The organism is Sulfitobacter sp. AS59, assembly GCF_038899995.1.
In the GTDB taxonomy this organism is placed as follows: domain Bacteria; phylum Pseudomonadota; class Alphaproteobacteria; order Rhodobacterales; family Rhodobacteraceae; genus Sulfitobacter.
Map to the genome: position 1 here is coordinate 265634 of NZ_JBBMQK010000004.1, position 24333 is coordinate 289966.

The window sequence follows — 24333 nt, forward strand, 5'->3', positions numbered from 1 at the left end:
GATGCCGCAATGGCCCTGCATAGGTGGGCATTGCGGCATTTTACCAAAGCGTGCTGATTGGCAGTGTCCGAGGCGAGGTTACGCTAAACCGGTGCTCGTGAGTACCTCTAACCCTTCCCAACATTCTCTTCGAACGCGACCTTGAACGCTTCTTGCTGCTCAGCCTTGGCGTCTGTCTGGTAGTTGGCTTTCCACTCATCCATCGTCATGCCGTAAAACAGCTCGCGGGCTTCTTCTTTGCCCATCTCGATGCCGCGTTCATTTGCGGCTTCTTGGTACCAGCGCGACAGGCAGTTCCGGCAAAAACCGGCGAGGTTCATCATGTCGATGTTCTGCACATCGGTGCGGTCTTGCATCAGGTGTTGTTGCAGGCGGCGAAAGGCGGCGGCTTGCAGTTCGATCTCGGTTTGCGTGGGCATGATGTCTCTCCTGTTTGAGATCAAATTTGGGTTCGGACCAGCATGGTGTCAAGGACACGTCCCTGCGGCACCGGCGGACAGATCATGGCGCAGTTCGCTGGAAAAGGCGATGCCGGTCATATTGCTGAAACCATTTGCCGTATAATTCCGGGTATGGATCGGGCGCAGGGTATTCCGGCCCGCGTTGCGCGATTGATGTTATCGCTAACGCATTTACTATCCACTCTGAGCGACACCCGTGCTAAAGAGGGGTAAGCTTGGATGAATTTGGGGCCGATGACCGGCCCAACTGACGAAGGAAGACGTAGAGTATGAAACGCACACGCAATGTAAAAGTAGTCGCTACTTTGGGGCCTGCCTCTGATACCCACGAGATGATCTCGGCTTTGCATGCGGCGGGTGCGGATGTGTTTCGCCTGAACATGAGCCATGGCAGCCATGATGAAATTCGGGTCAAGCACGACATTATCCGCCAGATCGAAAAGGAAACCGGATCGACCATCGGTATTCTTGCCGACCTTCAGGGCCCAAAGCTGCGCGTTGGTGTGTTTGCAGGCGACAGTGAGTTGTTGGTCGAAGGCGCGCCCTTCCGGTTGGATCTGGACGAGGCCGAAGGCAATGCAAGCCGCGTATGCCTGCCCCACCCCGAGATTTTCGCGGCGCTGGAACCCGGCGCGAGCCTTTTGGTTAATGACGGTAAAATCCGTCTTAAGGTCAAAGACTGCGGTCCCGATTTCGCCAACTGCGAAGTGGTGATCGGCGGTGTGATTTCGAACCGCAAAGGTGTGAACGTGCCAGATGTGGTGCTGCCCCTTGCCGCGCTTTCCGACAAAGACCGGGCCGATCTTGAGTTTGTCTGCGATCTGGGTGTCGACTGGCTTGCGCTTAGCTTTGTGCAGCGCCCCGAAGACGTTCTTGAGGCGCGTGATCTGGCCAAGGGGCGGGCGGCGCTGTTGTCAAAAATCGAAAAGCCATCTGCCGTTGCCCGTTTTGAGGATATTCTTGAGGTCAGCGACGGCATTATGGTCGCGCGCGGTGATCTGGGGGTCGAGCTGCCGATCCAGAACGTGCCACCGATCCAGAAACGTCTGGTTCGCAAATGTCGCGCCGCTGCAAAGCCGGTGATCGTTGCGACGCAGATGTTGGAATCGATGATCGAAAGCCCGATGCCAACCCGCGCCGAAGTGTCGGACGTGGCGACCGCGATTTATGAAGGGGCTGATGCGGTCATGTTGTCGGCGGAATCCGCGGCAGGATCATATCCAATTGAAGCGGTTCGGACGATGGACAATGTCGCCACCGAGGTAGAGCTTGACCCGACATACACGCAAATTATCGAGGCATCGCGTGCTGCTGACCGGATGACCGTCGCGGACGGGATTGTTGCCGCCGCCCGCGAGATTGCCGAAACCACAAACATCAAGGCGATCTGCTGCTTTACCCAAAGCGGCACAACTGCCCTGCTGATTGCCCGCGAACGCCCACGGGTACCGATCATTGCGCTGACGCCGCTGGCCAAGACCGCGGGGCGGCTCACGCTCAGCTGGGGCACCAATTGTATCGTTACCGAACGGCTCGACCGGTTCAAAAAGGCTGTTGTCAGCGCCGTGCGTGCCGCCCGTGACGAGGGCTATGCCAAGCCGGAAGATATGGTGGTTGTGGTGGCGGGCGTGCCATTCAACGTTGAGGGCAGTACAAACATCCTGCGCGTCGCGCCTTGCGATGAAAGTTTGATTTTCAGCGCTGATCCGGACTAATCTGCGCCATCAGGTGAAACGAATTCGGTAAGGGCAACTATTCCATGGACACCGATCTTGCTTTGGTTCTGGGTCTTGCCCTTGCTGTGCTGTCGATCCCATCCATCGTATCGGCGTTTGCCGACAGCCGTCCGCCGCGCGTTTCGATCGTAACGGTGGTCATCGCGGCCGGTTTGGTTATATACGCTTTCCTTGCCCACTCCGACGGGTACAGCCTGCGCGATATCCCCAATGCGATCGTGAACGTGATCGCCCGGTATAAATTCTGGTAACGCTTTTCTGCTTGCCATATTTCCCGGTCCGACCTATACGCCAGCTTCGTTCCGCGCGTCCGGCCCACGTGGCATGCCGAGTCGCGCATCTACCGAACTCAAGTCAAGGAGACGGAAATGCCCAAGATGAAGACCAAGTCGAGCGCTAAGAAGCGCTTTAAAGTATCGGCGACCGGTAAGGTCATCGGCAGTCAGGCCGGCAAACAGCACGGCATGATCAAGCGGAGCAACAAGTTCCTGCGCAACGCACGTGGCACGACAGCATTGTCTGCGCCAGATGCAAAGATCATCAAGGGCTTCATGCCCTACGACCGCTAAGATAGGAGAGCCGATATGTCCCGTACAAAAGGTGGTGTCGTCACCCACGCCCGTCACAAAAAGGTAATTAAAGCAGCCAAAGGTTACTATGGCCGCCGCAAGAATACCTTTAAGGTCGCGCGTCAAGCCGTCGACAAAGCAAATCAATATGCAACCCGCGACCGTAAGAACCGCAAGCGCAACTTCCGCGCATTGTGGATCCAACGGATCAACGCTGCTGTGCGCAGCTATGACGAAGCGCTGACATACAGCCGCTTTATCAATGGTCTGTCCCTTGCAGGCGTCGAAGTAGACCGTAAGGTTCTGGCCGATCTGGCCGTGAATGAACCAGACGCGTTCGGTGCAATTGTTAAGCAAGCACAAGACGCACTGGCCGCGTAAGCGCCTTTCGCCTCTTAAGAATACCAAAACGCCGCTCCGGTCTCGGGGCGGCGTTTTACGTTGTGGGGGCTGCGGTTTTTGCCGCGCCGCCTTGTATTCGGGCGCAATTCTGGTAGCACCAGCTCGAACATAAGACATGAGGCCGATATGGACGACCTGAAAGCGAAATATCTGGGCCAGATCGCTGGTGCCGCCGACGAAGCAGGGCTGGAAGACATCCGTCTGGCCGCTGTGGGTAAAAAAGGCGAAGTCGCGTTGAAAATGCGCGAACTGGGCAAAATGACCCCGGAAGAGCGCCAGACCGTTGGCCCCGCGCTGAATGCCCTCAAAGACGAGATTAACTCGGCCCTTGCTGCCAAGAAGGCCGCCTTGGGTGATGCCGCGCTGGATGAACGTCTGCGCAGTGAATGGCTGGACGTGACATTGCCCAGCCGTGGCACGCGTCAGGGCACGATCCACCCCGTCAGTCAGGTGACGGAAGAAGTGACCGCGATCTTTGCTAATTTGGGTTTCTCGGTGGCCGAAGGGCCGCGCATCGATACCGATTGGTATAACTTTGACGCGCTGAACATCCCCGGCCACCACCCTGCCCGCGCCGAGATGGACACATTCTATATGGCCCGCGCCGAGGGCGATGACCGCCCGCCGCATGTGCTGCGCACCCATACCAGCCCCGTGCAAATCCGCACAATGGAGGCCCAAGGCGCGCCCCTGCGCATCATCTGCCCCGGTGGTGTGTATCGCGCCGATTACGACCAGACCCACACGCCGATGTTCCATCAGGTCGAAGGTCTGGCAATCGACAAAGACATCTCGATGGCGAACCTGAAATGGACGCTGGAAGAATTCTTTGCCGCGTTCTTTGAGGTCGACGGCATCAAAACCCGTTTCCGCGCCTCGCACTTTCCGTTCACCGAACCATCGGCCGAGGTCGACATCCAGTGTTCATGGGTCGACGGTCAGCTGCGCATTGGCGAAGGTGACGACTGGATGGAAGTTCTGGGCTCCGGCATGGTCCATCCCAAGGTGCTGCAAGCAGGCGGGATCGATCCGGCTGAATGGCAGGGCTTTGCCTTTGGCATGGGCATCGACCGCATCGCGATGCTGAAATACGGCATCCCCGACCTGCGCGCGTTCTTTGATTCAGACCTCCGCTGGCTGCGCCACTACGGCTTCGCCAGCTTGGATCAGCCGAACTTGCATGGTGGTTTGAGCCGGTGATCGATTGGATAGGTGATCTTCTACCATACCTGGATGGTATAGTTGATGGTGCTCTCGGTCTCATATTTTCGCTATTGGCGGCACTTATATTCTATATAGTTAGGCTTCGCCCAAAATTGATCTATGGGCGACCTCATAGCAGCCGTCATGTCCTTAACCTAGCGGGTCAAGACGAACCAGTTGACCAACTGGAAATCTACAATGAACAGTTCTTCGTTTCTAATGAGGGGCGCCGTGCGGCTGCTAGTGTTGAGATTGTCCTTAGTCACTTTCCAAGGAACATCGCCATAAACCCGCCGTGTGATTGGAGTGTGAAGAATGTCGAAAACGGTCATTGCCAAATTTTGGTGCCGTATATTGCTGCTCACGAATTGATCACTGTTGATTGTATTTATCTTAATCAGAGGGCCGCTTTTATCGCGTCTGTAAGATGCGAAGAAAGCGTGGGAAAATCTGTCAACTTTTGGACTGTGAGGAGGCTTCCTGATTGGGTGAACCGCGTTGTAATTTTACTGCTCATACTCGGTGTGGCTTATGTTTTGCAATTCGTAATTGAACTCACCATCTTGAACTAAACCGACGCCGCAAGGAGCTTTGGTATGAAATTCACACTCTTCTGGCTCAAGGACTATCTCGACACCACTGCGTGGATTGATGAGACCATCTTCGCCCTCGCTGGGCTGGCCTAATAACGCGCTACTTTTAAATTCCTTCCGTGAGTTGCGCTGGTGAAATTCTTTATACTTCTGTTTTGCTTCAATGTTCTCCTTGCTGCCCCCGCCGCTGCCCAAACCTGCGGCGGTGACATTCCCTGCAAGATCGGCAATCGCGAATATAATATCCTGCTGCCCGATGATTGGGACGGCACCTCCCCCCTTCCGGTGATGATGCATTTCCACGCCTTCCTACGGCGCGGCAAGACTGTGGTGAACCACCCGCGTATCGGTATTGAGACGAAACCGCGTGGCGTGATGCTGATCGCGCCCACCGCGCAAAACCGGGCGTGGCGGTTCTGGCAGGATGATCCTGCCGACATCGACTTTGCCGATGCCGTGTTGGCCGATGTGGCGGCGCGCTATCCGGTGGACCAAAGCCAGATTTATATCTCGGGGTTTTCGTTTGGTGCGGCGATGGCGTGGCGTTATGCCTGTGCGCGGGGTGACCGGATTGCCGGTTTGATGACCATGTCAGGGACAATCCCGCAGGCGACCCCTTGCCCGAACCCGCCCGATCAAGTGCGCCATGTGCACGGGTTGAAAGACATTTGGATGAGCCTGCCGCGCGGTCCCGGCCATGATGCCACCAACGCGGTTGCCCTGTGGCGCAAAACCTTTCGCTGCGGGCAGGGCCGGATCACGCAACATTGGCTGATCCGAGCCAATACCGAAGCGACGAACATCGTCTGGGACCAGTGCAGTCAGGGCCGCAAGGTGGCGCTGGATGTGCATACGGGCGGGCATTTTATTCCTGAACACTGGCTGGGCACGCAATTGGATGATCTGATGGCGCGTGAATGACGCGCTAACCGCATTGAACCCGCGCAGATTAAGCGGTACGCCCTAGCCCAAGCATTTGCACGAGGATTGACCGATGAAATTCACACTCTCTTGGCTAAAGGATCATCTCGACACCACGGCGTCGGTTGATGAAATCACCTATGCGCTGACCGATCTGGGCCTTGAAGTTGAAGGCGTCGAAGATCGTGGTGCCAAGCTGGCTGATTTTACCTTGGGCTATGTGAAGTCAGCGGAAAAGCATCCCGATGCCGACCGTCTGCGCGTGTGTCAGGTTGAAACCGACGAGGGCGTTCAGCAGATCATTTGCGGCGCCCCCAACGCCCGCGAAGGCATCACTGTGGTTGTGGCCAAGCCGGGCGTGTATGTGCCGGGCATCGACACCACGATTGGCGTGGGCAAAATCCGTGGCATCGAAAGCTTTGGCATGATGGCGTCCGAGCGCGAGCTGGAACTGTCCGAAGAACATGACGGCATTATCGAATTGCCATCGGGCAATGTCGGTGATCGCTTTGTTGACTGGCTGGCCGAAAATGACCCGGCCAAGGTTGATCCCGTGATCGAGATCGCGATTACCCCCAACCGCCCTGATGCCTTGGGCGTGCGTGGCATTGCACGCGATCTGGCGGCCCGTGGTTTGGGCACGCTGAAAAAACGCGACACCCCCGCGGTCGAGGGGACCTTTCCCTGCCCGGTTACGGTGTCCATCGACGAAGATACGTTGGACCAATGCCCCGTCTTTTACGGTCGTGTGATCCGTGGTGTTAAGAACGGCCCGTCGCCTGAATGGTTGCAAGACGCATTGCGCGCCATTGGGCTGCGCCCGATATCGTTCCTTGTCGATGTGACCAACTTTTTCACCTATGACCGCAACCGGCCTTTGCACGTCTTTGACGCTGATAAAATCGCCGGCAACACGCTGCGCGTTCACCGTGCCAAGGGTGGCGAGACTTTGATGGGGCTGGATGACAAAGAGTACACATTTGCCGAAGGCATGACGCTGATTTCTGACGCTGAAAAGGTCGAAAGCATTGGCGGTGTCATGGGCGGTGCCGAAACCGGCTGTTCCATGGATACCGTGAATGTGTTTGTTGAGGCGGCCTATTTCGATCCGGTGCGCACCGCCTATACGGGCCGCGCGCTCAAGATCAACTCGGACGCGCGGTACCGGTTTGAGCGCGGGATCGACCCTGAATGGACACCCTACGGGATCGAACATGCCACGCGGATGATCCTTGATATCGCGGGCGGTGAAGCGTCAGAGGTTGTGGTGGCAGGCAAAGTGCCTGACTTCTCGCGTGCCTATAAGCTGGATGCCGCACGGGTTCAGTCGCTGGTGGGCATGACCATTTCCGAGGCCGATCAACGCAAGACGCTGACGTCGCTTGGCTTCCGGCTGGAAGGGAACATGGCCCACGTACCAAGCTGGCGCCCCGATGTTCAAGGCGAGGCTGATCTGGTCGAGGAAGTCGCGCGCATTGCGTCGCTGACCAAGCTTGAAGGTCGCCCCTTGCCGCGTTTGACGACAGGCATCCCGAAACCGATCTTGTCGCCGATGCAGCGCCGCGAGGCTGCGGCCCGCCGTGCCTGTGCCGCGTTGGGCTATAACGAATGCGTATCCTACAGCTTTATCGATCAACCCTCTGCCGCGCTTTTTGGTGGTGGTACGGATGAAACCCGTCTTGAGAACCCGATTAGCAATGACATGAGCCACATGCGCCCGGCCTTGCTGCCCGCGCTGTTGCAGGCCGCTGCGCGCAATCAGGCACGCGGTTTCCCGGATATGGCGCTGTTCGAGGTTGGCCCGGTGTTCACAGGTGGCGAACCTGGCGAGCAACACATGCAGGTCAGCGGTGTTCTGATCGGGCGCACTGGCCCCAAGGACGTGCACGGCGCGTCCCGGTCCGTCGATCTGTTTGACGTCAAAGCTGATGTCGAGGCCGTGCTGTCGGCCATCGGCGCGCCTGCCAAGGTTCAGATCAACCGCAACGGTGCCGAATGGTGGCATCCGGGGCGCCACGGGCAAATCTGTCTTGGCCCGAAAAAGGTTTTGGGCGTGTTTGGTGAAATCCACCCCCGCGTGTTGGCCGCTTTGGATGTGAAAGGCCCCGCAATGGGCTTTACAATCTGGCCCGCCGAGGTGCCTATGCCACGCAAATCAGGTGCGACACGTCCGGCGCTGAAAACCAGCACATTGCAAGCCGTTGAACGCGATTTTGCCTTTGTGGTGGATGCCGATGTCGATGCGATGACATTGGTAAATGCTGCGATGGGCGCGGATAAGGCGCTGATCGACGACGTGCGCGTATTCGATGAATTCATCGGCGGGGCGTTGGGCGAGGGCAAGAAATCCCTTGCGTTGACGGTGCGTATGCAGCCGGTCGAACACACCTTGAAAGACGCCGATATCGAAGCGGTCGGTGCCAAGGTGGTCGAGAAGGTTACCAAAGCCACCGGCGGCGTGTTGCGCGGATAACTGGGGAGACTTGATATGACCTTAACTGTATATCTATCCGGTGAAATTCACACCGATTGGCGCGACCAGATTATCAAAGGTGCGGCCGATCTCGATGTCAGCTTTGACAGCCCGGTGACGGATCACGCGGCCAGCGATGATTGCGGCGTTGCCATCATGGGTGCCGAAGCAGACAAGTTCTGGCATGATCGCAAGGGCGCGCAGCTGAACGCGATCCGCACGCGCAAGGGCATTGAAATGGCCGACGTGGTCGTTGTGCGGTTCGGGGATCAATACAAGCAGTGGAACGCGGCATTTGATGCGGGATATGCTGCGGCCTTGGGTAAATCATTGGTCATCTTGCATGGCCCAGATCACGCCCACGCCCTGAAAGAGGTGGACGCCGCGGCCTTGGCAGTTGTCCAGGAACCCGCGCAAGTTGTTCAGATCTTGCAGTACGTGTTAACCGGAAAACTCCCCAATTAAGCCCTTAAGTGGGGTGAAATTGCCAGTAAGCGTATAAATTACGCGATTTTGCGTGTTTTTCGAAAATAAATGCTCGTAATTGGTGCAACCTGTGCTAACGGGCTGCCACGCGTGGTTAACACACGTAAAAGCTTACGCTTAAAATAACATGAGGGACATACTATGCTTCAAGAATTCAAGGACTTCATTGCCAAGGGCAATGTGATGGATCTGGCCGTTGGTATCATCATCGGTGCCGCATTCACCGCGATCGTAGGGTCGCTGGTAAGCGACTTGATCAACCCGATCATCGGTCTGGTTTTGGGCGGTGCAGACTTCACCAGCCTTTATACTGTTTTGTCGGGTGACGTACCTGCAGGCGTCGGCCTTGATGCCGCACGCGAAACAGGCGCAGCGATCTTTGCCTATGGTGCGTTCATCACTGCATGCATCAACTTTGTAATCATCGCCTTTGTTGTGTTCATGCTTGTCAAAGCTGTCAACAAAATGAAAGCCTCCGCCGAGGCACCAGACGATGTTGCACCAGAAGTCGACACCGGCCCATCCGAGCTGGACGTGCTGCTGCAAATCCGCGACTCGCTGGCCAAGACCAAGAAGTAATTCTGTCTTACCCATTGAACCAAGAAAGGCCCGCAGTCACCTGCGGGCCTTTTGCATTAAAGAGGGTATCAGTTACCCTGCTATGGCTTCGTCAGCGTTAATGCTGTCCATCCCAAGCGCTTCGGCGACGGCCGCATAGGTCAATTGACCCGCGTGAACGTTCAGCCCCGCCTTAAGGTGCGGATCGTCTGCGCAGGCTTTTTTCCAGCCCTTATTTGCCAGTGCCAGCATGAACGGCATCGTCGCGTTGCCAAGGGCAATCGTTGATGTCCGTGCAACGGCACCCGGCATGTTGGCCACGCAGTAGTGCATGATGCCGTCGACCACATAAATAGGGTCATGGTGTGTGGTCGCTTTGGAGGTCTCAAAACACCCCCCTTGGTCGATGGCCACGTCAACCAGCACGGCACCGGGCTTAAGCTCGGACAGTTGGGCGCGGCTGATCAGTTTCGGCGCGGCGGCACCGGGGATCAGGACGGCACCGATAATCATGTCCGCCTCTCGGGCCAGTTCAATCGTATTGCCCGCCGATGCATATGACGTCTTGAACGTACCACCATAGACATCATCCAGATACCGCAAGCGGGGCAGGGACCGGTCAAGCACGGTGACATCCGCGCCCATGCCCGCCGCAATCCGCGCCGCATGGGTGCCAACAACGCCGCCGCCGATGACAACAACGCGCGCGGGGCCAACGCCCGGAACGCCGCCCATCAAAACGCCGCGACCGCCATTGGCCTTTTGCAGGGTCCATGCGCCAACTTGCGGTGCCAAACGGCCCGCAACTTCGGACATGGGGGCCAGCAAGGGCAGGCCGCCGCTACGGTCTGTGACCGTCTCATAGGCGATGCAGGTCGCACCAGAGGCGAGTAGGTCCTTGGTCTGATCGGGGTCGGGGGCAAGGTGTAGATAGGTGAACAGAATTTGCCCCTCGCGCAGCATCTTGCGCTCGACCGCTTGGGGCTCTTTGACTTTCACGATCATATCAGCGTCTGCGAAAACCTCGGCGGCGGTGGCGATGATCTTGGCGCCTGCCTCGATGTAATCGGCATCTTCAAATCCGGCACCAACGCCTGCGCCAGTTTCGATGATAACCTCGTGGCCATTCTTCACGGCCTCGAACGCGGCATTTGGCGTCATGCCAACGCGAAATTCCTGTGGCTTGATCTCTTTCGGGCAACCGATTTTCATGGGTTTTGTCCTGTGTGGGTGAGTCTATGCGCCAAAATACGCCCGTTAAAGTGAAATTAGGCACCAATTATGGGTCGCCTTGGGGGCATAAATTAGAATAATCTGTCGCAAAATTTGGATAAAGTGAGAAAGTATTGCGCGCATGAGCCTTGATGACATCGATCGCCGTATTCTGACCGCCCTGCAACGCAAGGGCCGGATGTCGAACTCGGATCTATCCGAGCAGGTTCACCTGTCGCCGTCGGCCTGTCACCGGCGCGTTCAAAGCTTGGAAAGCGAAGGGTACATCCAAGGCTATGTCGCCCTGCTGAACGCCCGCATGATGGGGGTGCCGACCACCGTGTTCGTTGAAATCACCCTACAAGGGCAGGCGGACGAGGTGTTGGATGCCTTTGAAAAGGCGGTGGCGCGGATACCTGCTGTGCTTGAATGTCACCTGATGGCGGGGTCTGCCGATTACCTGCTTAAGGTGGTTGCTGAAAACACCGAAGATTTCGCGCGCATCCACCGTCAGTTTCTGGCCCGCTTGCCCGGCGTCGGGCAGATGCAATCCAGCTTTGCGTTGCGCACGGTCTGCAATACCACTGCGTTGCCCGTGTGAATAAGCCGCGTTGATCTGGATCAACGCCCGGCGTCACGCGTTCCCTTAAAAAGACGACGTACTCTAAGGGAGAAAAGCAATGATCGAGGTCCAATCTGGAACGCAGGAAAACCTGCTAGAGGTGCATATGAAGGCACCGATTACCGATAAAGATTATAGTGACGTTTTGATGCCAGCGATGGATGCCGCGCTGGCAAAAGGCGAAAAGCTGAAGATGTTGGTCGTGATGAACGCTGACCTGACCGACTTTACCATGGGCGCGCTTTGGGATGATGCGAAAATGGGCATCGGCAATTGGAGCGGCTTTGAAAGAATTGCCATCGTGACCGCGAACACCGCGATGACACGTCTGGTGCGCGCTTTTTCAATTTTGATGCCATGCCCCGTGGCGGTATTTGGCAAATGGCACGAGGACGACGCCCGCCTGTGGCTGTTCGAATCGCTGGGTGCCATTCACCAGACCGACTTGGGCGGCGGTGCGCTGCATGTCGAACTGCTGGGCAAAATCGATGCGGATGTATATGCGTCCGAGACCGAAGACCTGAACGCCTTTATCCGCAAGAGCGACCGCTTTCGCCTACTGTTGGACATCAGACGTTTTGATGGCTGGCAAGGGCTAAGCGCGATGGCTGCGCATTTCCGGCTGGTACGGGACCACGTTGGCCAATTGGACCGTGCCGCTGTGGTGGGCGATTCCAAATGGGAAGCGATGGTCGTTCAGATCGTCAAACGCCTGATCGGCAAAGACGCGCGGTATTTCGACAAGAACGATTTCGAGGCGGCGCAGGCGTGGATCACCGCTGACTGAACCGCGTTAGACAAAATAAAACCCCCGGCACCTAAGGGTATCGGGGGTTCGTATTCTTATGCGTCGCTTGGTATGATTTACATCATGCCTTCGCGTTGCAATTTTTTCCGCGCCAGTTTCCGGGAACGGCGGATCGCTTCGGCTTTCTCGCGTGCTTTTTTCTCGGAAGGTTTCTCGAAATGCTGCTTAAGCTTCATTTCACGAAACACACCCTCGCGCTGAAGTTTCTTCTTCAGGGCGCGCAGCGCTTGATCGACGTTGTTATCGCGAACACTAACCTGCATGTGGTTTTCACCACCTTTCTAGTTTGAAGTTGCAAGGATTTGCAGGAAGTGGCCATATAGCAAGCACGACCTATATTGTCTAGTGCCAAGCCATTGACCGCACAGGAGGCCCGCCATGACCGAAATCAGCCAAAACCCCAAAGAAGAACTGCTGGACGCCGCATTGATGCATGTCCCCTTTGATGGGTGGTCAGAAACCACATTTCAAGCGGCCATTGCCGATACAGGCATCGATTCGACGGTCGCCCGTGCCGTGTGCCCCCGTGGATCGGTTGATTTGGCGGTTGCCTACCACAAGCGGGGCGATGCCCTGATGATTGACCGGATGAACGCCGAAGACCTGAGCGAGATGAAGTATCGCGACAAGATCGCCGCTATGGTGCGGTTTCGCCTTGAAGCCGTGACCGACAAAGAAGTGGTGCGCCGTGGGACAACCTTGTTTGCCCTGCCGCAACATGCATCCGACGGGGCCAAACTGGTTTGGGGCACCTGTGATACGATCTGGGATGCCTTGGGCGATACATCCGATGATGTGAACTGGTACACCAAGCGCGCAACGCTCAGCGCGGTGTATTCCTCGACCGTTTTGTACTGGTTGGGCGACACAAGCGACGGGCATCAAGCCACGTGGGAGTTTCTGGACCGGCGCATCGATAACGTGATGCAGATCGAAAAGGTAAAGGCGCAGGTCAGGAACAGCCCGACCCTAAGCAAGCTGCTGACCGGCCCGAACTGGTTGCTGTCCCATGTCAAAGCGCCATCGCGCGTGCCAAAGATGGATTTGCCCGGCAGTTGGACCAGCCCCCGCCGCTAGGTTGGCTTCACTCTGACATTCAGACCTGCTAGCCACCGACGGGCCGCAATCTTCGCGGGCCTGAAACGTTGGTGCTGAATACGATGTCCGATCCATTGATTGACCTGAATGCCGTGTCTTTTACCCCAAATGGGGCGGCGGTTTTGCATGATGTTTCCTTGCAGGCAAACGAGCGGCGGATCGGTGTCGTGGGGCGCAACGGGTCGGGTAAGACGTCGCTGGCACGCATCTTGGCCGGGCTGGTGGCCCCAACATCCGGGCAGGCGCGCATCGCCGGTATTGATGTCGCAAAAGACCGCAAGGCCGCGCTGCGCAATATGGGCATCCTGTTTCAGAACCCCGACCACCAGATTATCTTTCCCACGGTCGAGGAAGAAATCAGCTTTGGCTTGACCCAGCTTGGCCAGTCCAAGGTCGAGGCCGCGCATAACACGGATACGATATTGGCGCAGTTCGACCGGAGCCATTGGGCGAAAGCGGCAATTCACCAATTGTCTCAGGGACAACGGCAGTTGGTCTGCCTGATGTCGATCCTTGCGATGCAGCCCCGGCTGATTATTCTGGACGAACCCTTTGCTGGTCTTGATATCCCGACGACGCTGCACCTTGGCCGTGTGTTGTCGCAGCTTGATGCGCATTTGGTGCACATCACCCACGACCCGCAATATCTGTCGGATTACGACCGCGTGATTTGGATCGACGACGGGCGGATCGCCCAGGATGGACCGGCCGCAACGATCACCAAAGCATTCGTAACCCGCATGCAGCAACTGGGAGAGCGAGATGATTTCACTCACCTCTCCGGTTAAAACGCGCGCACATGGATGGCCCGCGGGGGCCAAACTAGCGGGCCTATGTGCGGCCACGCTGATATTGTTCAGCTTCACAGCGCTTTGGTTCCAATTGGCGATGCTGGCGGCGACACTGATCTTATACGCCCTTCCCGGATGGAAATTTTTCAAGACGGGGATGGCCCGGCTGCGGATTTTGTGGCCCTTTATGGCGCTGATCCTGATCTGGCACGTCGCCACGAATGATCTGGAAAACGGCGCGGTGATTGCATTGCGGATGGTCTGCGCGGTGGCCATCGCCAATCTGGTCACGATGACCACCAAGCTGTCGCAGATGGTGGATGTGGTGACATGGCTGACGACCCCTCTGCGCAAACTCGGGTTGCAGACCCGCAGCCTTGAATTGGGCATCGCATTGGTGATCCGGTTTATCCCGGTTCTGGTGGAAAAAGGTCAGATGCTGGCACAGTCTTGGCGGGCACGGTCCGCCAAGCGGTTGGGCTGGCGGACGATCATCCCCTTTGCAGTGCTTGCGCTGGATGATGCCGAACATGTGGCCGAGGCTCTGCGCGCCCGTGGCGGCCTCTAACTAGTTTCCTGACAAACATCAGTTCGCGCTGTACGTCCTCACCTGTTGGCTTATGTTATGCGCAACACAGACCCCAGAGGAGGCCCCACATCATGTCAGACACCATGCGCGCAATTGAAATCACCAAACCCGGCGGACCCGAAGTCTTGCAGCCGGTCGAACGCCCGATCCCACAGCCCGCCCATGGGCAGGTCGTGATCAAGGTTGCCTATGCCGGTGTGAACCGCCCCGACGCGTTGCAGCGCGCAGGCATGTACGCCCCACCCCCAACAGCCAGCGACCTGCCGGGTCTTGAAGCCTCGGGCGAGATTTCCGCAATCGGCGAAGGTGTGACGGGCCTGTCCGTCGGTGATAAAGTCTGCGCATTGCTGCCCGGCGGTGGCTATGCCGAATATGTGGCCACGCCTGCGGCGCATTGCCTGCCGGTGCCCAAAGGCATGGGGATGAAGGAAGCCGCATGCCTGCCCGAGACATTCTTTACCGTGTGGTCCAACGTATTCATGCGTGGCGGCCTAAAGGCGGGCGAACGTTTCTTGGTCCACGGCGGATCGTCGGGGATCGGCACGACAGCGATCCAGTTGGCCCGTGAATTTGGTGCGCGTGTGTTTGCAACAGCCGGAACCGACAGTAAATGCGACGCCTGTGCAAAACTGGGGGCCGAGGCCGCGATTAACTATCGAGATACTGATTTTGTGGACGTGCTGAAAGCCGAAGGCGGGGCCGACCTGATCCTTGATATGGTGGGTGGCGATTACATCCCGCGCAATCTGCAGGCTTTGGCGGAAGATGGCCGCTTGGTTCAGATCGCATTCCTGAGCGGCCCTAAGGTCGAGGTGAACTTTGCCACTTTGATGACCCGCCGGCTGACCATGACAGGCAGCACCCTGCGCCCGCAAAGCGACCTTGCAAAAGCCCGCATTGCAGACCAACTGCGCGAACAAGTCTGGCCGCTGCTGGATGCCGGCAAAATATCGCCCGTGATGGACAGCGAGTATGCGTTCGAACAGGCCAGCGATGCCCATGCGCGGATGGAAACCAGCGGTCACATCGGCAAAATCGTGCTGAAGGTGAACGGCTAAGTAAGCGCCGCTTACGCGCCGCTGCCTCCGGCGGGGATATTGAAAAAGCCAGAGAAGAGTAGGACCGCTTGTCTTCTCTGGCTCTTAAATATCCCCGCCGGAGGCAATCGCTCAAAGAGCGATATTTCTATCTGATTGGCGTGAATAGCGCGTCATCTAGCGTGCAGTCTTTGATCACGTCGCGCCCGCAGGGGACCGGGGCCAGTGTCTTGGACAGACATATCCGGACCTCTTGGATGTAGCCGCTTTTGCAAGTGACCGTGACGCCGTTCGGTGAAAGGCTTGGGTTGGCTTTCAAAAAAGCCGCCTCAACCACCGACGCAGGCAGGGTAATATCCTTGGTAAGCTTTCTAAAGACGACAGGACGGGTAATCACGTCATAGGCCGCGCGCGAGGTCGCGTAGTAATCGGTCGCCGAAAGCCCCGTACAGCTGCCGTGTTTTTTCCACTGATGCCACGCAAGGCCGGATGTACCCATAACATCGGCCATCTCGGCGGTCATGCCGCGCGATGGGGGGCGCTGTACGGTGTGGCAATAGGATGGATATCCGCGATGGAATTGCGGCCACAGCCCGTGCATAATCCAACCGTGGTCTTCGCGGCTATCGCATTGGGGGGATCTGCGCGCATCGCCTTCGAGCGCGCACCAGTTTGGCGACCAACTGAGCGCCAGCACATAATAGTCGAACCGCCCTGCTATTTCGCCTTTTGCCATCCCATCGCGGGGGGCAAGCGCTACAAGTGTTAGAAGGCACAGGATCAGCAAACGCATTGGGGTCTTTCCTTATTCAGTGCGGATCATTATATAGGCTGAAAGTTCCCCCACAATGGAAACCGTTCTGCCCCGGCAGGACAGCCAGTTTCAGGCGACGGGGAAGGTGTGTTTTAAGGAGAGACCGACATGGCAAAACCAATTATGGCCCGCGCGACTGCCGTTTGGCTGGTGGACAACACGACCCTTAGCTTTAAGCAGATCGCGGATTTCGTTGAGATGCACGAGCTGGAAGTTCAAGGCATTGCGGATGGCGATGTGGCCCAAGGGGTCAAAGGGTTTGATCCGGTTGCCAACAACCAGCTGACCGAGGAAGAAATCGAGAAAGCCCAGGCCAACCCGATGCACAAGCTGGCGCTGAAATTTAATGCCGCAGCCCAAGGCGAAGAGAAGCGCCGCGGCCCGCGTTATACGCCCTTGTCCAAGCGTCAGGATCGGCCTGCGTCGATCTATTGGCTGGTCAAGTTCCACCCCGAATTGTCTGACGGTCAGATCAGCAAGCTGGTGGGGACAACCAAGCCGACCATTCAGGCGATCCGCGAGCGGACCCATTGGAACATCGCAAATATTCAGCCGATTGACCCTGTCGCCCTTGGCCTGTGCAAACAGTCCGAGCTGGACGCAGCCGTTCAAAAAGCGGCAGCCAAGAAAGCAGCCGAAGGCGGATTGATGAGCGATGACGAGCGTCGCCGTCTGGTGAGCACAGAACAGTCGCTGGGCATGGATCCGGAATCCAAAATCCCGTCGGCCATCGAGGGTCTTGAGACATTTACCCTGTCTGGCAATCCGGCCGAGGATGATGATCGTGATCGCGGTGATTATTCCGACGCCGACAGCTTCTTTAAGTTGCCCGAGGGCGACGCCGAGGACGACAGCAAGTAAGTCGGTAGACACAACCCGCTTTGTCGCAATCGGGGCAAAGTGGAACAAAACGACCAACGAGAGGTTGGGTATTGGGCGGTTGGGTTATCCCTTCCGCCCAATGATGTTCTAATAGGTCAGAAAAGGACCAAGTCAGATGCTCTTGTTAACAACGCTATTCTGGTTTGGTGTCGCCTTTCTTTTTCTGTCCAGCATTCTGCCCTTTAGCAAAATCGCCCACGGGGCCGTGCGCGGTATCGCCTTCCCCCGAGAGCAGTTTTTCGTTCTGAGCTTGGCGATGATCCTGTTGTCGTTTTTTGTGCTGGAACCGCAGCCTAGGGTGTGGGCGATTTGCGCGTTGGGTGTCGTCGCCGCGATCCACGTCGGGTATATCGTGAAATTCACGCCGATCTGGACCAAGCAATCGGTAGGTGCGAGCCAAGCCGAGCTGGCAGATACAGATTCCCATGTCACGCTGATTGCCGCAAATGTGAAGCAATCAAACCGTGACTATCACCAGCTTGTCGATCTGATCAAAGAAGAACAGCCGGATATTGCCACCGCTCTTGAGGTGGATCAGGACTGGGTGGATGCGCTTTATGATGGGCTGAAAGACGACTACGAGCATTGGGTCAAAGTCCCCAAGAGCAATTCATACGGCATGGTTTTGATGTCCAGATTGCCGCTGTCCCAGACGCAAGTGCGCGAACTGCTGGTGGACGAAGTGCCGTCGATCCGCACGCAGGTTCAGACGAAATCGGGTCAAAACTGGCGCTTGTACATCATTCACCCAGAACCACCCGTGCCGAACCATGATACCAAAGGCCGCGATGGCGAGATCGCGATGACGGGGATCGAGGCGGGCAAAGATGACCTGCCTGTGGTTGTCACAGGCGATTTGAACGACGTTGCATGGTCCGCGCCGACGCGCCGCTTTCAAAGGTTGTCAGGCCTGCTGGACCCACGTGTGGGTCGGGGGTTTTACAACACGTTTCATGCAGGCATCCCGCTTTTACGTTGGCCGCTTGATCATCTGTTCCACAGTTCCGAATTTCGCCTGATCCGCATGGATCGGTTGCGCCACATCGGGTCTGATCACTTTCCGATCTTGTTTTCGCTCGCTTTGACCGGCACCAAAAAGGCGAATTCAACACCCGAGCCAAGTGACGCCGAAGAACGGGAGGACGTCAAAGAGATCGTAGAAGAAGAACGTCAAAAAGACAGAGAGGCGATCGGCACGGATTGGGAAAACGATTAAGCCGAACACCAAGAGAATGTGACCGCGCGACCCTGTGAAGTGACTAATATTCACTGGCGATAATTTGGTTCTTGCACGAATCTTAAAACACGCTAGATGCGCGTTCACAGACGCCAACGCACGCGCAGCTGGCTCATCAGGTTTTCTGATTGTCCCGCGTTTATGCAGCGACGGTAACGTCTCTTAAAACGACAGTTTGGGGTGCTCCCGCCCCGCCTTGCTCTTTGGAGATGACCATGACCGCTTCCACCACTGCCGCCCTATCCATGCCCGCACCGTCCAATTTTGACGAAGCCGCGGATTATATCTGGAACAACAGCTTTGACAGGCCGACCCTTGTGGTCAGCCGCGCGCGCGTTGGCGAACAATATGATGCGTTAAACGGGGGCCTTGGCACTGCAAACATCCACTATGCCGTCAAAGCGAACCCGGCACCGGAAATCATCCGCTTGTTGGTTGAACGGGGATCCGGATTTGATGCGGCATCGCGTCAGGAAATCGAGCTGTGCCTGTCCCAAGGGGCGGATCCCGCCAAAATCTCGTTCGGGAATACCATCAAACGCGGCGTTGATATCGCCTTTGCCCATTCCATCGGCGTGACGCTTTTCGCCGCCGATTGCGAGGCCGAGCTGGACAAAATCGCAACCCATGCCCCCGGCGCACGGGTTTATATCCGCCTGATCGTGGAAAATTCACTGGCTGACTGGCCGTTAACCCGCAAGTTTGGCTGCGCGGACACGCTGCTGCCATCCCTGCTGGACTATGCGAAATCCTTAGGCTTGGTGCCGTATGGCCTGTCGTTTCATGTTGGGTCACAAACCCGCAAAGCCGAATACTGGAATCCGGTTCTGGATCAGGTTGCGCCGCTATGGCACGCAGCCAAGGCCGCCGGCCACGATCTGCAACTGCTGAACATCGGTGGTGGTTTCCCCGCCTATCATGGTGATCCGGTCGATGCGCCACGCGGCTATGCCGCCGCTGTTATGAAGGCTGTCAAAGAACGCTTTGGCGACATCCCATATGTTATGGCTGAACCGGGCCGCGGCATGGTTGCCGAGGCGGGTCATATCGCCGCCGAAGTCATGCTGGTGTCGCGCAAATCGACCGAGGCATTGCGCCGTTGGGTGTATCTGGACATCGGCCGTTTTTCCGGTTTGGCCGAAACCGAAGGCGAGGCTATCCGCTATGAATTTGTCACGGCGCATGATGGCGGCGCTGTGGGTCCTTGCGTGTTGGCGGGGCCGTCTTGCGATTCTGCGGATATTCTTTATGAAAAGAACCCTGTTGATTTGCCGCTTGAACTTCGCGATGGTGACAAAATCATGATCAAGAATTGTGGTGCCTATACCAGCTCCTACAGCTCGGTCGGCTTTAATGGATTTCCGCCGCTTGATGTGTTGGTTCTGTAAAGAACGCAAAACGTCGCGCGGGAAGGACCGCCTGCTTTGGGAGGAGCAGGCGGTCTCATTGTTTTTAGGCGGGCGATAGCCGCAAGAATGGCGCTATTTTACTGGAAAGTCTTGACTTCCCCGGCCCCAAACGGTGTACCTGCCACGAACAATTTCAGCCCTAGGAAGGGACCCGTCATGCACGCATATCGCAGCCATACATGCGCCGATCTGGACAAATCAAACGTGGGCGACAAGGTGCGCCTGTCAGGTTGGGTACACCGCGTGCGCGATCACGGCGGCATCCTGTTTATCGATTTGCGCGACCACTACGGCATGACCCAAGTGTTGTGCGACCCTGATTCAGCTGCTTTTGCCGACGTGGAAAAAGTACGTTCCGAATGGTGCATTCGCATCGACGGCGAAGTCAAAGCGCGTGCAGATGATCTGGTGAACTCCAAAATCCCGACAGGCGAGATCGAAGTTTTCGTGCGTGAGATCGAAGTTTTGGGCGCGTCCAAGGAACTGCCTTTGCAGGTGTTTGGCGATCAGGAATACCCCGAGGAAACACGTCTGCGCTATCGCTACCTCGATCTGCGCCGCGAAAAGATGCAGAACAATATGATTCTGCGTTCCGATGTGGTTTCGTCAATCCGCAAGCGGATGTGGGATCAGAACTTTAAGGAATTCCAAACGCCGATCATCACCGCGTCATCCCCCGAAGGCGCGCGCGATTTCTTGGTACCATCCCGCTTGCACCCCGGCAAATTCTACGCGCTGCCCCAAGCGCCGCAGCAGTTCAAACAGCTGTTGATGGTGTCGGGCTTTGACAAGTATTTCCAGATCGCCCCGTGTTTCCGCGACGAAGACCCGCGCGCCGACCGGTCGCCCACAGATTTCTATCAACTCGACCTCGAGATGTCGTTCGTCGAACAGCAAGACGTGTTTGACACGATCCAGCCCGTCCTGACCGGCATTTTCGAAGAATTCGGTGGTGGCAAGGCCGTCGATCAGGAATGGCCGCAAATTTCCTATAAGGACGCGGCGCTGTGGTATGGGTCCGACAAACCTGACCTGCGCAACCCGATCAAGATGCAGGTTGTATCCGAGCATTTCGCGGGCTCCGGCTTTGCCATCTTTGCCAAACTGCTTGAGCAGGAAGGCACGCAAATCCGTGCAATTCCGGCCCCGACCGGTGGCTCGCGTAAATTCTGTGACCGTATGAATGCCTTCGCGCAAAAAGAAGGGCTGCCCGGCATGGGCTATATCTTCTGGCGCGAGAAAACCGCCGACAGCGTCGCGCAAGAGCTGGGTATTCCAGTGAAGGAAGCCCAAGCCAAGCTGAAATCCGGCGAAGTCGAAGGCGGCATGGAAGCGGCAGGCCCGCTGGCCAAGAACATCGGACCAGAACGTACCGAAGCGATCCGCCAGCAGCTGGGCCTGACGGTTGGCGATGCGGCATTCTTCCTTGGTGGCAAGCCCAAGGCGTTCGAAGGTGTCGCAGGGCGTGCGCGCAATGTGATCGGTTCCGAACTGGGTCTGACCGATGAAAACCGCTTTGCCTTTGCATGGATCGTTGATTTCCCAATCTACGAAAAAGACGAAGAGTCCGGCAAAATCGACTTTGAACACAACCCGTTCTCGATGCCTCAAGGCGGCATGGACGCGTTGATGGGCGACCCGCTTGAGGTGCTTGGCTATCAATATGACTTGGCCTGTAACGGGTATGAACTGGTGTCGGGCGCGATCCGGAACCACAAGCCAGAGATCATGTTCAAGGCGTTTGAAATCGCAGGCTACGGCAAGGATGAAGTCGAAAAACGGTTTGGCGGTATGGTTAACGCGTTCCAATACGGTGCCCCGCCCCACGGTGGCTGTGCCGCTGGTATCGACCGCATCGTGATGCTGCTGGCGGAAGAGGCGAACATTCGCGAGGTCATCCTGTTCCCGATGAACCAACGCGCGGAAGACCTGATGATGAACGCGCCAAACGACCCGATGCCCGATCAATTGATGGAGCTTGGCCTGCGGGTGATCCCGCAAGACTAAGCGGACAGTATAGATTGGAAAAAGCCCGCCACCGGATTGCCGATGGCGGGCTTTTTTGTTTATTCCGAGGCTGAAAATACGAGGGGCGTTTAGAATAGCGCCGTGGCGATCTGGAGCGTATCCTCAGTCGCATGGTCTGTGATGCGGGCGTGGATAAATGCCAGCGCAACAAGGGCCATCCCCACCAGATCGGCTGCCAAAACCACCCAGTCCATGCGCGTTTCTTCGCGGTACGCCCGGCACGCCGCTTTGACATTGACCAGCATATGTCGGGCTCCTTTAACGCCAAGCGGGTTCAGTGGGGTCAATGGTGCTGGGTTTTTGTGTCCAAACTTTGGTGAGACTAAGGGCTGCGCCTGACAAGACGCGCTAATTTTACAGGCTTGGCCTTCGTATCGCTTGGCCCTAACGTGATGCTTATGAATGATAATGCCCCCAACTCTTCGCCGCTCGGCTTTCCTGTGCCGAGTTTTGTTGCGCCCCCTTTACCGTCGCGCGAAGGGATGTTGGGGAAATACGTAAAACTCGAACCACTTACCGCCCGTGATCATGCGGCGGTTCTGTTCAACGCGTTCGAAGGGCAGGATCATTTGTGGCATTACATGTACGATGGTCCGTTTTCATCCTCGTCCCAGTTTCACCGCTGGGTGCGCGATACTGAAACACGCGATGACCCGTTCTTTTATGCGATCAAAAACCTTGAGACTGGACGTTGGGAAGGCGTTGCGAGTTACCTGCGCATCGCCCCGGCCGCAGGATCGATCGAGGTTGGATCAATCACCTTTAGCACCGCGTTGCAACGCACGCGCGCCGCGACCGAGGCGATGTATCTGATGATGGAATGGGCGTTCAACGCGGGATATCGGCGCTATGAATGGAAGTGTAATGCGCTGAACATGCCATCGCGCCGGGCCGCGCAACGGTTGGGCTTTAGCTACGAAGGCATCTTTCGCCAAGCGGCTGTCGTGAAAGGGCGCAACCGGGACACGGCGTGGTTTGCGGCCATCGATACGGAATGGCCCGGCCTGAAAGAGGCCTTTGGCACATGGCTTGCGCCCAGCAATTTTGACGCAGATGGCCAACAACGCGAAAGCCTGTCGGACCTGACCCGGTTGGTGCGCGTGGCAAGCGACCCGGCCATCTAAGGCTGTCAAATTTAGATGGCGATACGCTGCGATAGCCGGTTCTGAACCAATCCTGCAATGGTGGCTCGTTCGGTTTCCGCCGGTTGCCCCAATGCACGTTTTTTGGCCAAGGCAAGGGCTGCCTGTTCCAGCGCGGTGTCAGATGCGCTGCGCGCCACCCCGCCCAGAAATTGTGCGACATAATCCAGCGTCACTGAATCGCCGCTGTCATCCAGCACGTCCGCAATATGGGCCATGTCATCCTGATAGGCGATTTCGTCCGGTTCGACGGTTTCATCGACCACGGCGCGCACGCCTTTGGGCTGCCGGTCAGGGGGCAGGACCGATAGAACACTTTGCTGGAACTGCGCCAATGACGTCAGCGGCTTTTCAATAAACCCGTCGGCCCCTGCTGCAATCGCGTCGGGGGCCAAATGCGTATCACCGGAAATGGCAAGGATCGCATCGACCCGGTTTTGGGCGCGCGAAAGTTCCTGGATCAAGTCAATGCCGTTACCGTCGGGCAGGCCCAGATCGGCGATCACCACCGAAGGGCGATAGACCTGTAGATGGCGGCGCGCGGCGCGGATGCAATCGGCCCGTCTAATCCGTGCGCCGGAACGCAGGCACAACAGGCGCATCGCTTCGCACGCATAACGGCTGTCTTCGATCACCAGAACCGTTAGCCCCAGCAAGGGCCGTTCTACCGTGGGGGTGGGAAGGGTGTCTGTCTGAAGGCCCAATTTGTCCATTTCATCATTCTCCTTACTGTCCCACGACCCTGATGGCACTATGGTTAGGCTTGCTTGGCTAATAGGGCGTTAACGTGACGCATTGCTCTCGGCCCCAACCCGGCCCATAAACTGTTAACCTTTAAGAAAGCAGGAGAAGTAAGATGATCGGCCGTCTCAACCACGTAGCAATTGCCGTGCCAGATTTGGAAGCCGCTGCAGACCAGTACCGCAATGCGCTTGGTGCCAATGTGGGTCCCGCCCAAGATGAACCCGACCATGGCGTGACCGTCATCTTTATCGAGCTGCCAAACACCAAGATCGAATTGCTGTACCCGTTGGGTGACGACAGCCCGATCAATGGGTTTCTGGAAAAGAACCCGGCCGGTGGCATTCATCACATCTGTTACGAGGTTGATGATATCATCGCGGCCCGTGACCATCTGAAAGCAACCGGCGCGCGCGTTCTGGGGAACGGAGAGCCCAAGATCGGTGCCCACGGAAAACCCGTGATTTTCCTGCACCCCAAAGATTTTAACGGCGCTCTGGTCGAGCTGGAGCAGGTGTAAC

Annotated in this window: 27 protein-coding genes; 21 read left to right on the plus strand and 6 right to left on the minus strand. The window is 57.0% G+C overall.

Going from position 1 to position 24333, the window contains the following annotated elements; all coding sequences use genetic code 11:
• Positions 1-107 precede the first annotated feature (107 nt).
• Positions 108-419 (minus strand): DUF1244 domain-containing protein, encoded by a 312-nt coding sequence (locus WNY39_RS11420; protein WP_342845667.1) that lies wholly within the window; start codon positions 417-419, stop codon positions 108-110.
• Between the two features lie 311 nt (positions 420-730).
• Between WNY39_RS11420 and pyk the strand changes: the two genes are divergently transcribed.
• The 9 genes from pyk to mscL all read left to right on the plus strand — a co-directional run bounded on the left by pyk (position 731) and on the right by mscL (position 9423).
• The gene (pyk, locus tag WNY39_RS11425) at positions 731-2176 is read left to right on the plus strand and encodes a pyruvate kinase (RefSeq protein WP_342845668.1); all 1446 of its coding nucleotides are present in this window, start codon (positions 731-733) and stop codon (positions 2174-2176) included.
• Between the two features lie 44 nt (positions 2177-2220).
• Positions 2221-2448: a hypothetical protein gene (locus WNY39_RS11430; protein WP_342845669.1), complete on the plus strand. Its 228-nt coding sequence runs from the start codon at positions 2221-2223 to the stop codon at positions 2446-2448.
• A 117-nt stretch (positions 2449-2565) separates the two neighbouring features.
• Positions 2566-2766 carry a 50S ribosomal protein L35 gene (rpmI, locus tag WNY39_RS11435; protein ID WP_008228149.1) on the plus strand — a complete coding sequence of 67 codons (201 nt, stop codon included), beginning with the start codon at positions 2566-2568 and terminating at the stop codon, positions 2764-2766.
• 15 nt (positions 2767-2781) lie between these two features.
• Complete coding sequence (rplT, locus tag WNY39_RS11440; protein ID WP_093916655.1) at positions 2782-3147, plus strand: 50S ribosomal protein L20; 366 nt, start codon at positions 2782-2784, stop codon at positions 3145-3147.
• A gap of 147 nt (positions 3148-3294) precedes the next feature.
• The gene (pheS, locus tag WNY39_RS11445) at positions 3295-4368 is read left to right on the plus strand and encodes a phenylalanine--tRNA ligase subunit alpha (RefSeq protein WP_342845670.1); all 1074 of its coding nucleotides are present in this window, start codon (positions 3295-3297) and stop codon (positions 4366-4368) included.
• A 728-nt stretch (positions 4369-5096) separates the two neighbouring features.
• The gene (locus WNY39_RS11450) at positions 5097-5885 is read left to right on the plus strand and encodes a polyhydroxybutyrate depolymerase (RefSeq protein ID WP_342845671.1); all 789 of its coding nucleotides are present in this window, start codon (positions 5097-5099) and stop codon (positions 5883-5885) included.
• 73 nt (positions 5886-5958) lie between these two features.
• Positions 5959-8358 carry a phenylalanine--tRNA ligase subunit beta gene (gene pheT / locus WNY39_RS11455; protein ID WP_342845672.1) on the plus strand — a complete coding sequence of 800 codons (2400 nt, stop codon included), beginning with the start codon at positions 5959-5961 and terminating at the stop codon, positions 8356-8358.
• Between the two features lie 15 nt (positions 8359-8373).
• The gene (locus WNY39_RS11460; protein WP_341233211.1) at positions 8374-8823 is read left to right on the plus strand and encodes a YtoQ family protein; all 450 of its coding nucleotides are present in this window, start codon (positions 8374-8376) and stop codon (positions 8821-8823) included.
• A gap of 162 nt (positions 8824-8985) precedes the next feature.
• Entirely contained in the window at positions 8986-9423 is a 438-nt protein-coding gene (gene mscL, locus WNY39_RS11465; RefSeq protein ID WP_342845673.1) for a large conductance mechanosensitive channel protein MscL, read from the plus strand.
• 72 nt (positions 9424-9495) lie between these two features.
• Here the strand turns inward: mscL and ald are convergent, their stop codons facing one another.
• Entirely contained in the window at positions 9496-10614 is a 1119-nt protein-coding gene (gene ald / locus WNY39_RS11470) for an alanine dehydrogenase (protein ID WP_342845674.1), read from the minus strand.
• 142 nt (positions 10615-10756) lie between these two features.
• On the opposite strand from ald, the gene WNY39_RS11475 reads away from it, so the two are divergent.
• Together WNY39_RS11475 and WNY39_RS11480 are read left to right on the plus strand one after the other, a co-directional pair.
• On the plus strand, positions 10757-11215 hold the full coding sequence (locus tag WNY39_RS11475) for an Lrp/AsnC family transcriptional regulator (protein ID WP_342845675.1): 459 nt from the start codon (positions 10757-10759) through the stop codon (positions 11213-11215).
• Positions 11216-11294: 79 nt separating this feature from the next.
• A complete protein-coding gene (locus tag WNY39_RS11480; protein ID WP_093916663.1) occupies positions 11295-12023 on the plus strand; it encodes an STAS/SEC14 domain-containing protein in 729 nt (242 codons plus the stop codon).
• A gap of 77 nt (positions 12024-12100) precedes the next feature.
• Here the strand turns inward: WNY39_RS11480 and rpsU are convergent, their stop codons facing one another.
• Positions 12101-12307 (minus strand): 30S ribosomal protein S21, encoded by a 207-nt coding sequence (gene rpsU, locus WNY39_RS11485; RefSeq protein WP_005851231.1) that lies wholly within the window; start codon positions 12305-12307, stop codon positions 12101-12103.
• Positions 12308-12422: 115 nt separating this feature from the next.
• On the opposite strand from rpsU, the gene WNY39_RS11490 reads away from it, so the two are divergent.
• From WNY39_RS11490 to WNY39_RS11505, 4 genes are all read left to right on the plus strand, one after another.
• Positions 12423-13121 (plus strand): COQ9 family protein, encoded by a 699-nt coding sequence (locus WNY39_RS11490; RefSeq protein WP_342845676.1) that lies wholly within the window; start codon positions 12423-12425, stop codon positions 13119-13121.
• Between the two features lie 83 nt (positions 13122-13204).
• Positions 13205-13930 carry an ABC transporter ATP-binding protein gene (locus WNY39_RS11495; RefSeq protein ID WP_342845677.1) on the plus strand — a complete coding sequence of 242 codons (726 nt, stop codon included), beginning with the start codon at positions 13205-13207 and terminating at the stop codon, positions 13928-13930.
• Positions 13905-14501: an energy-coupling factor transporter transmembrane component T gene (locus tag WNY39_RS11500; RefSeq protein ID WP_342845678.1), complete on the plus strand. Its 597-nt coding sequence runs from the start codon at positions 13905-13907 to the stop codon at positions 14499-14501. The genes WNY39_RS11495 and WNY39_RS11500 overlap by 26 nt, the downstream gene beginning before the upstream one ends.
• Before the next feature lie 92 nt (positions 14502-14593).
• Positions 14594-15580: an NAD(P)H-quinone oxidoreductase gene (locus WNY39_RS11505; RefSeq protein WP_342845679.1), complete on the plus strand. Its 987-nt coding sequence runs from the start codon at positions 14594-14596 to the stop codon at positions 15578-15580.
• 127 nt (positions 15581-15707) lie between these two features.
• On the opposite strand, the gene WNY39_RS11510 is transcribed toward WNY39_RS11505, so the two are convergent.
• Positions 15708-16352 carry a ribonuclease T2 gene (locus WNY39_RS11510; protein ID WP_342845680.1) on the minus strand — a complete coding sequence of 215 codons (645 nt, stop codon included), beginning with the start codon at positions 16350-16352 and terminating at the stop codon, positions 15708-15710.
• 129 nt (positions 16353-16481) lie between these two features.
• Between WNY39_RS11510 and WNY39_RS11515 the strand changes: the two genes are divergently transcribed.
• From WNY39_RS11515 to aspS, 4 genes are all read left to right on the plus strand, one after another.
• The gene (locus WNY39_RS11515) at positions 16482-17234 is read left to right on the plus strand and encodes a DUF1013 domain-containing protein (RefSeq protein ID WP_342845681.1); all 753 of its coding nucleotides are present in this window, start codon (positions 16482-16484) and stop codon (positions 17232-17234) included.
• Between the two features lie 136 nt (positions 17235-17370).
• On the plus strand, positions 17371-18471 hold the full coding sequence (locus WNY39_RS11520; RefSeq protein ID WP_342845682.1) for an endonuclease/exonuclease/phosphatase family protein: 1101 nt from the start codon (positions 17371-17373) through the stop codon (positions 18469-18471).
• A 230-nt stretch (positions 18472-18701) separates the two neighbouring features.
• The gene (locus WNY39_RS11525; protein ID WP_342845683.1) at positions 18702-19880 is read left to right on the plus strand and encodes a type III PLP-dependent enzyme; all 1179 of its coding nucleotides are present in this window, start codon (positions 18702-18704) and stop codon (positions 19878-19880) included.
• Positions 19881-20057: 177 nt separating this feature from the next.
• Entirely contained in the window at positions 20058-21908 is a 1851-nt protein-coding gene (gene aspS / locus WNY39_RS11530; RefSeq protein WP_341233222.1) for an aspartate--tRNA ligase, read from the plus strand.
• Positions 21909-21997: 89 nt separating this feature from the next.
• Here the strand turns inward: aspS and WNY39_RS11535 are convergent, their stop codons facing one another.
• Positions 21998-22174 carry a hypothetical protein gene (locus tag WNY39_RS11535; RefSeq protein WP_342845684.1) on the minus strand — a complete coding sequence of 59 codons (177 nt, stop codon included), beginning with the start codon at positions 22172-22174 and terminating at the stop codon, positions 21998-22000.
• Positions 22175-22327: 153 nt separating this feature from the next.
• Here WNY39_RS11535 and WNY39_RS11540 point away from each other — a divergent pair, with 153 nt between their 5' ends.
• On the plus strand, positions 22328-23053 hold the full coding sequence (locus WNY39_RS11540; RefSeq protein ID WP_342845685.1) for a GNAT family protein: 726 nt from the start codon (positions 22328-22330) through the stop codon (positions 23051-23053).
• Positions 23054-23064: 11 nt separating this feature from the next.
• Here WNY39_RS11540 and WNY39_RS11545 read toward each other — a convergent pair whose 3' ends face one another.
• Positions 23065-23784: a response regulator gene (locus WNY39_RS11545; RefSeq protein WP_342845686.1), complete on the minus strand. Its 720-nt coding sequence runs from the start codon at positions 23782-23784 to the stop codon at positions 23065-23067.
• Positions 23785-23927: 143 nt separating this feature from the next.
• Here WNY39_RS11545 and mce point away from each other — a divergent pair, with 143 nt between their 5' ends.
• The gene (gene mce, locus WNY39_RS11550; protein WP_093916674.1) at positions 23928-24332 is read left to right on the plus strand and encodes a methylmalonyl-CoA epimerase; all 405 of its coding nucleotides are present in this window, start codon (positions 23928-23930) and stop codon (positions 24330-24332) included.
• Position 24333: the final 1 nt, after the last annotated feature.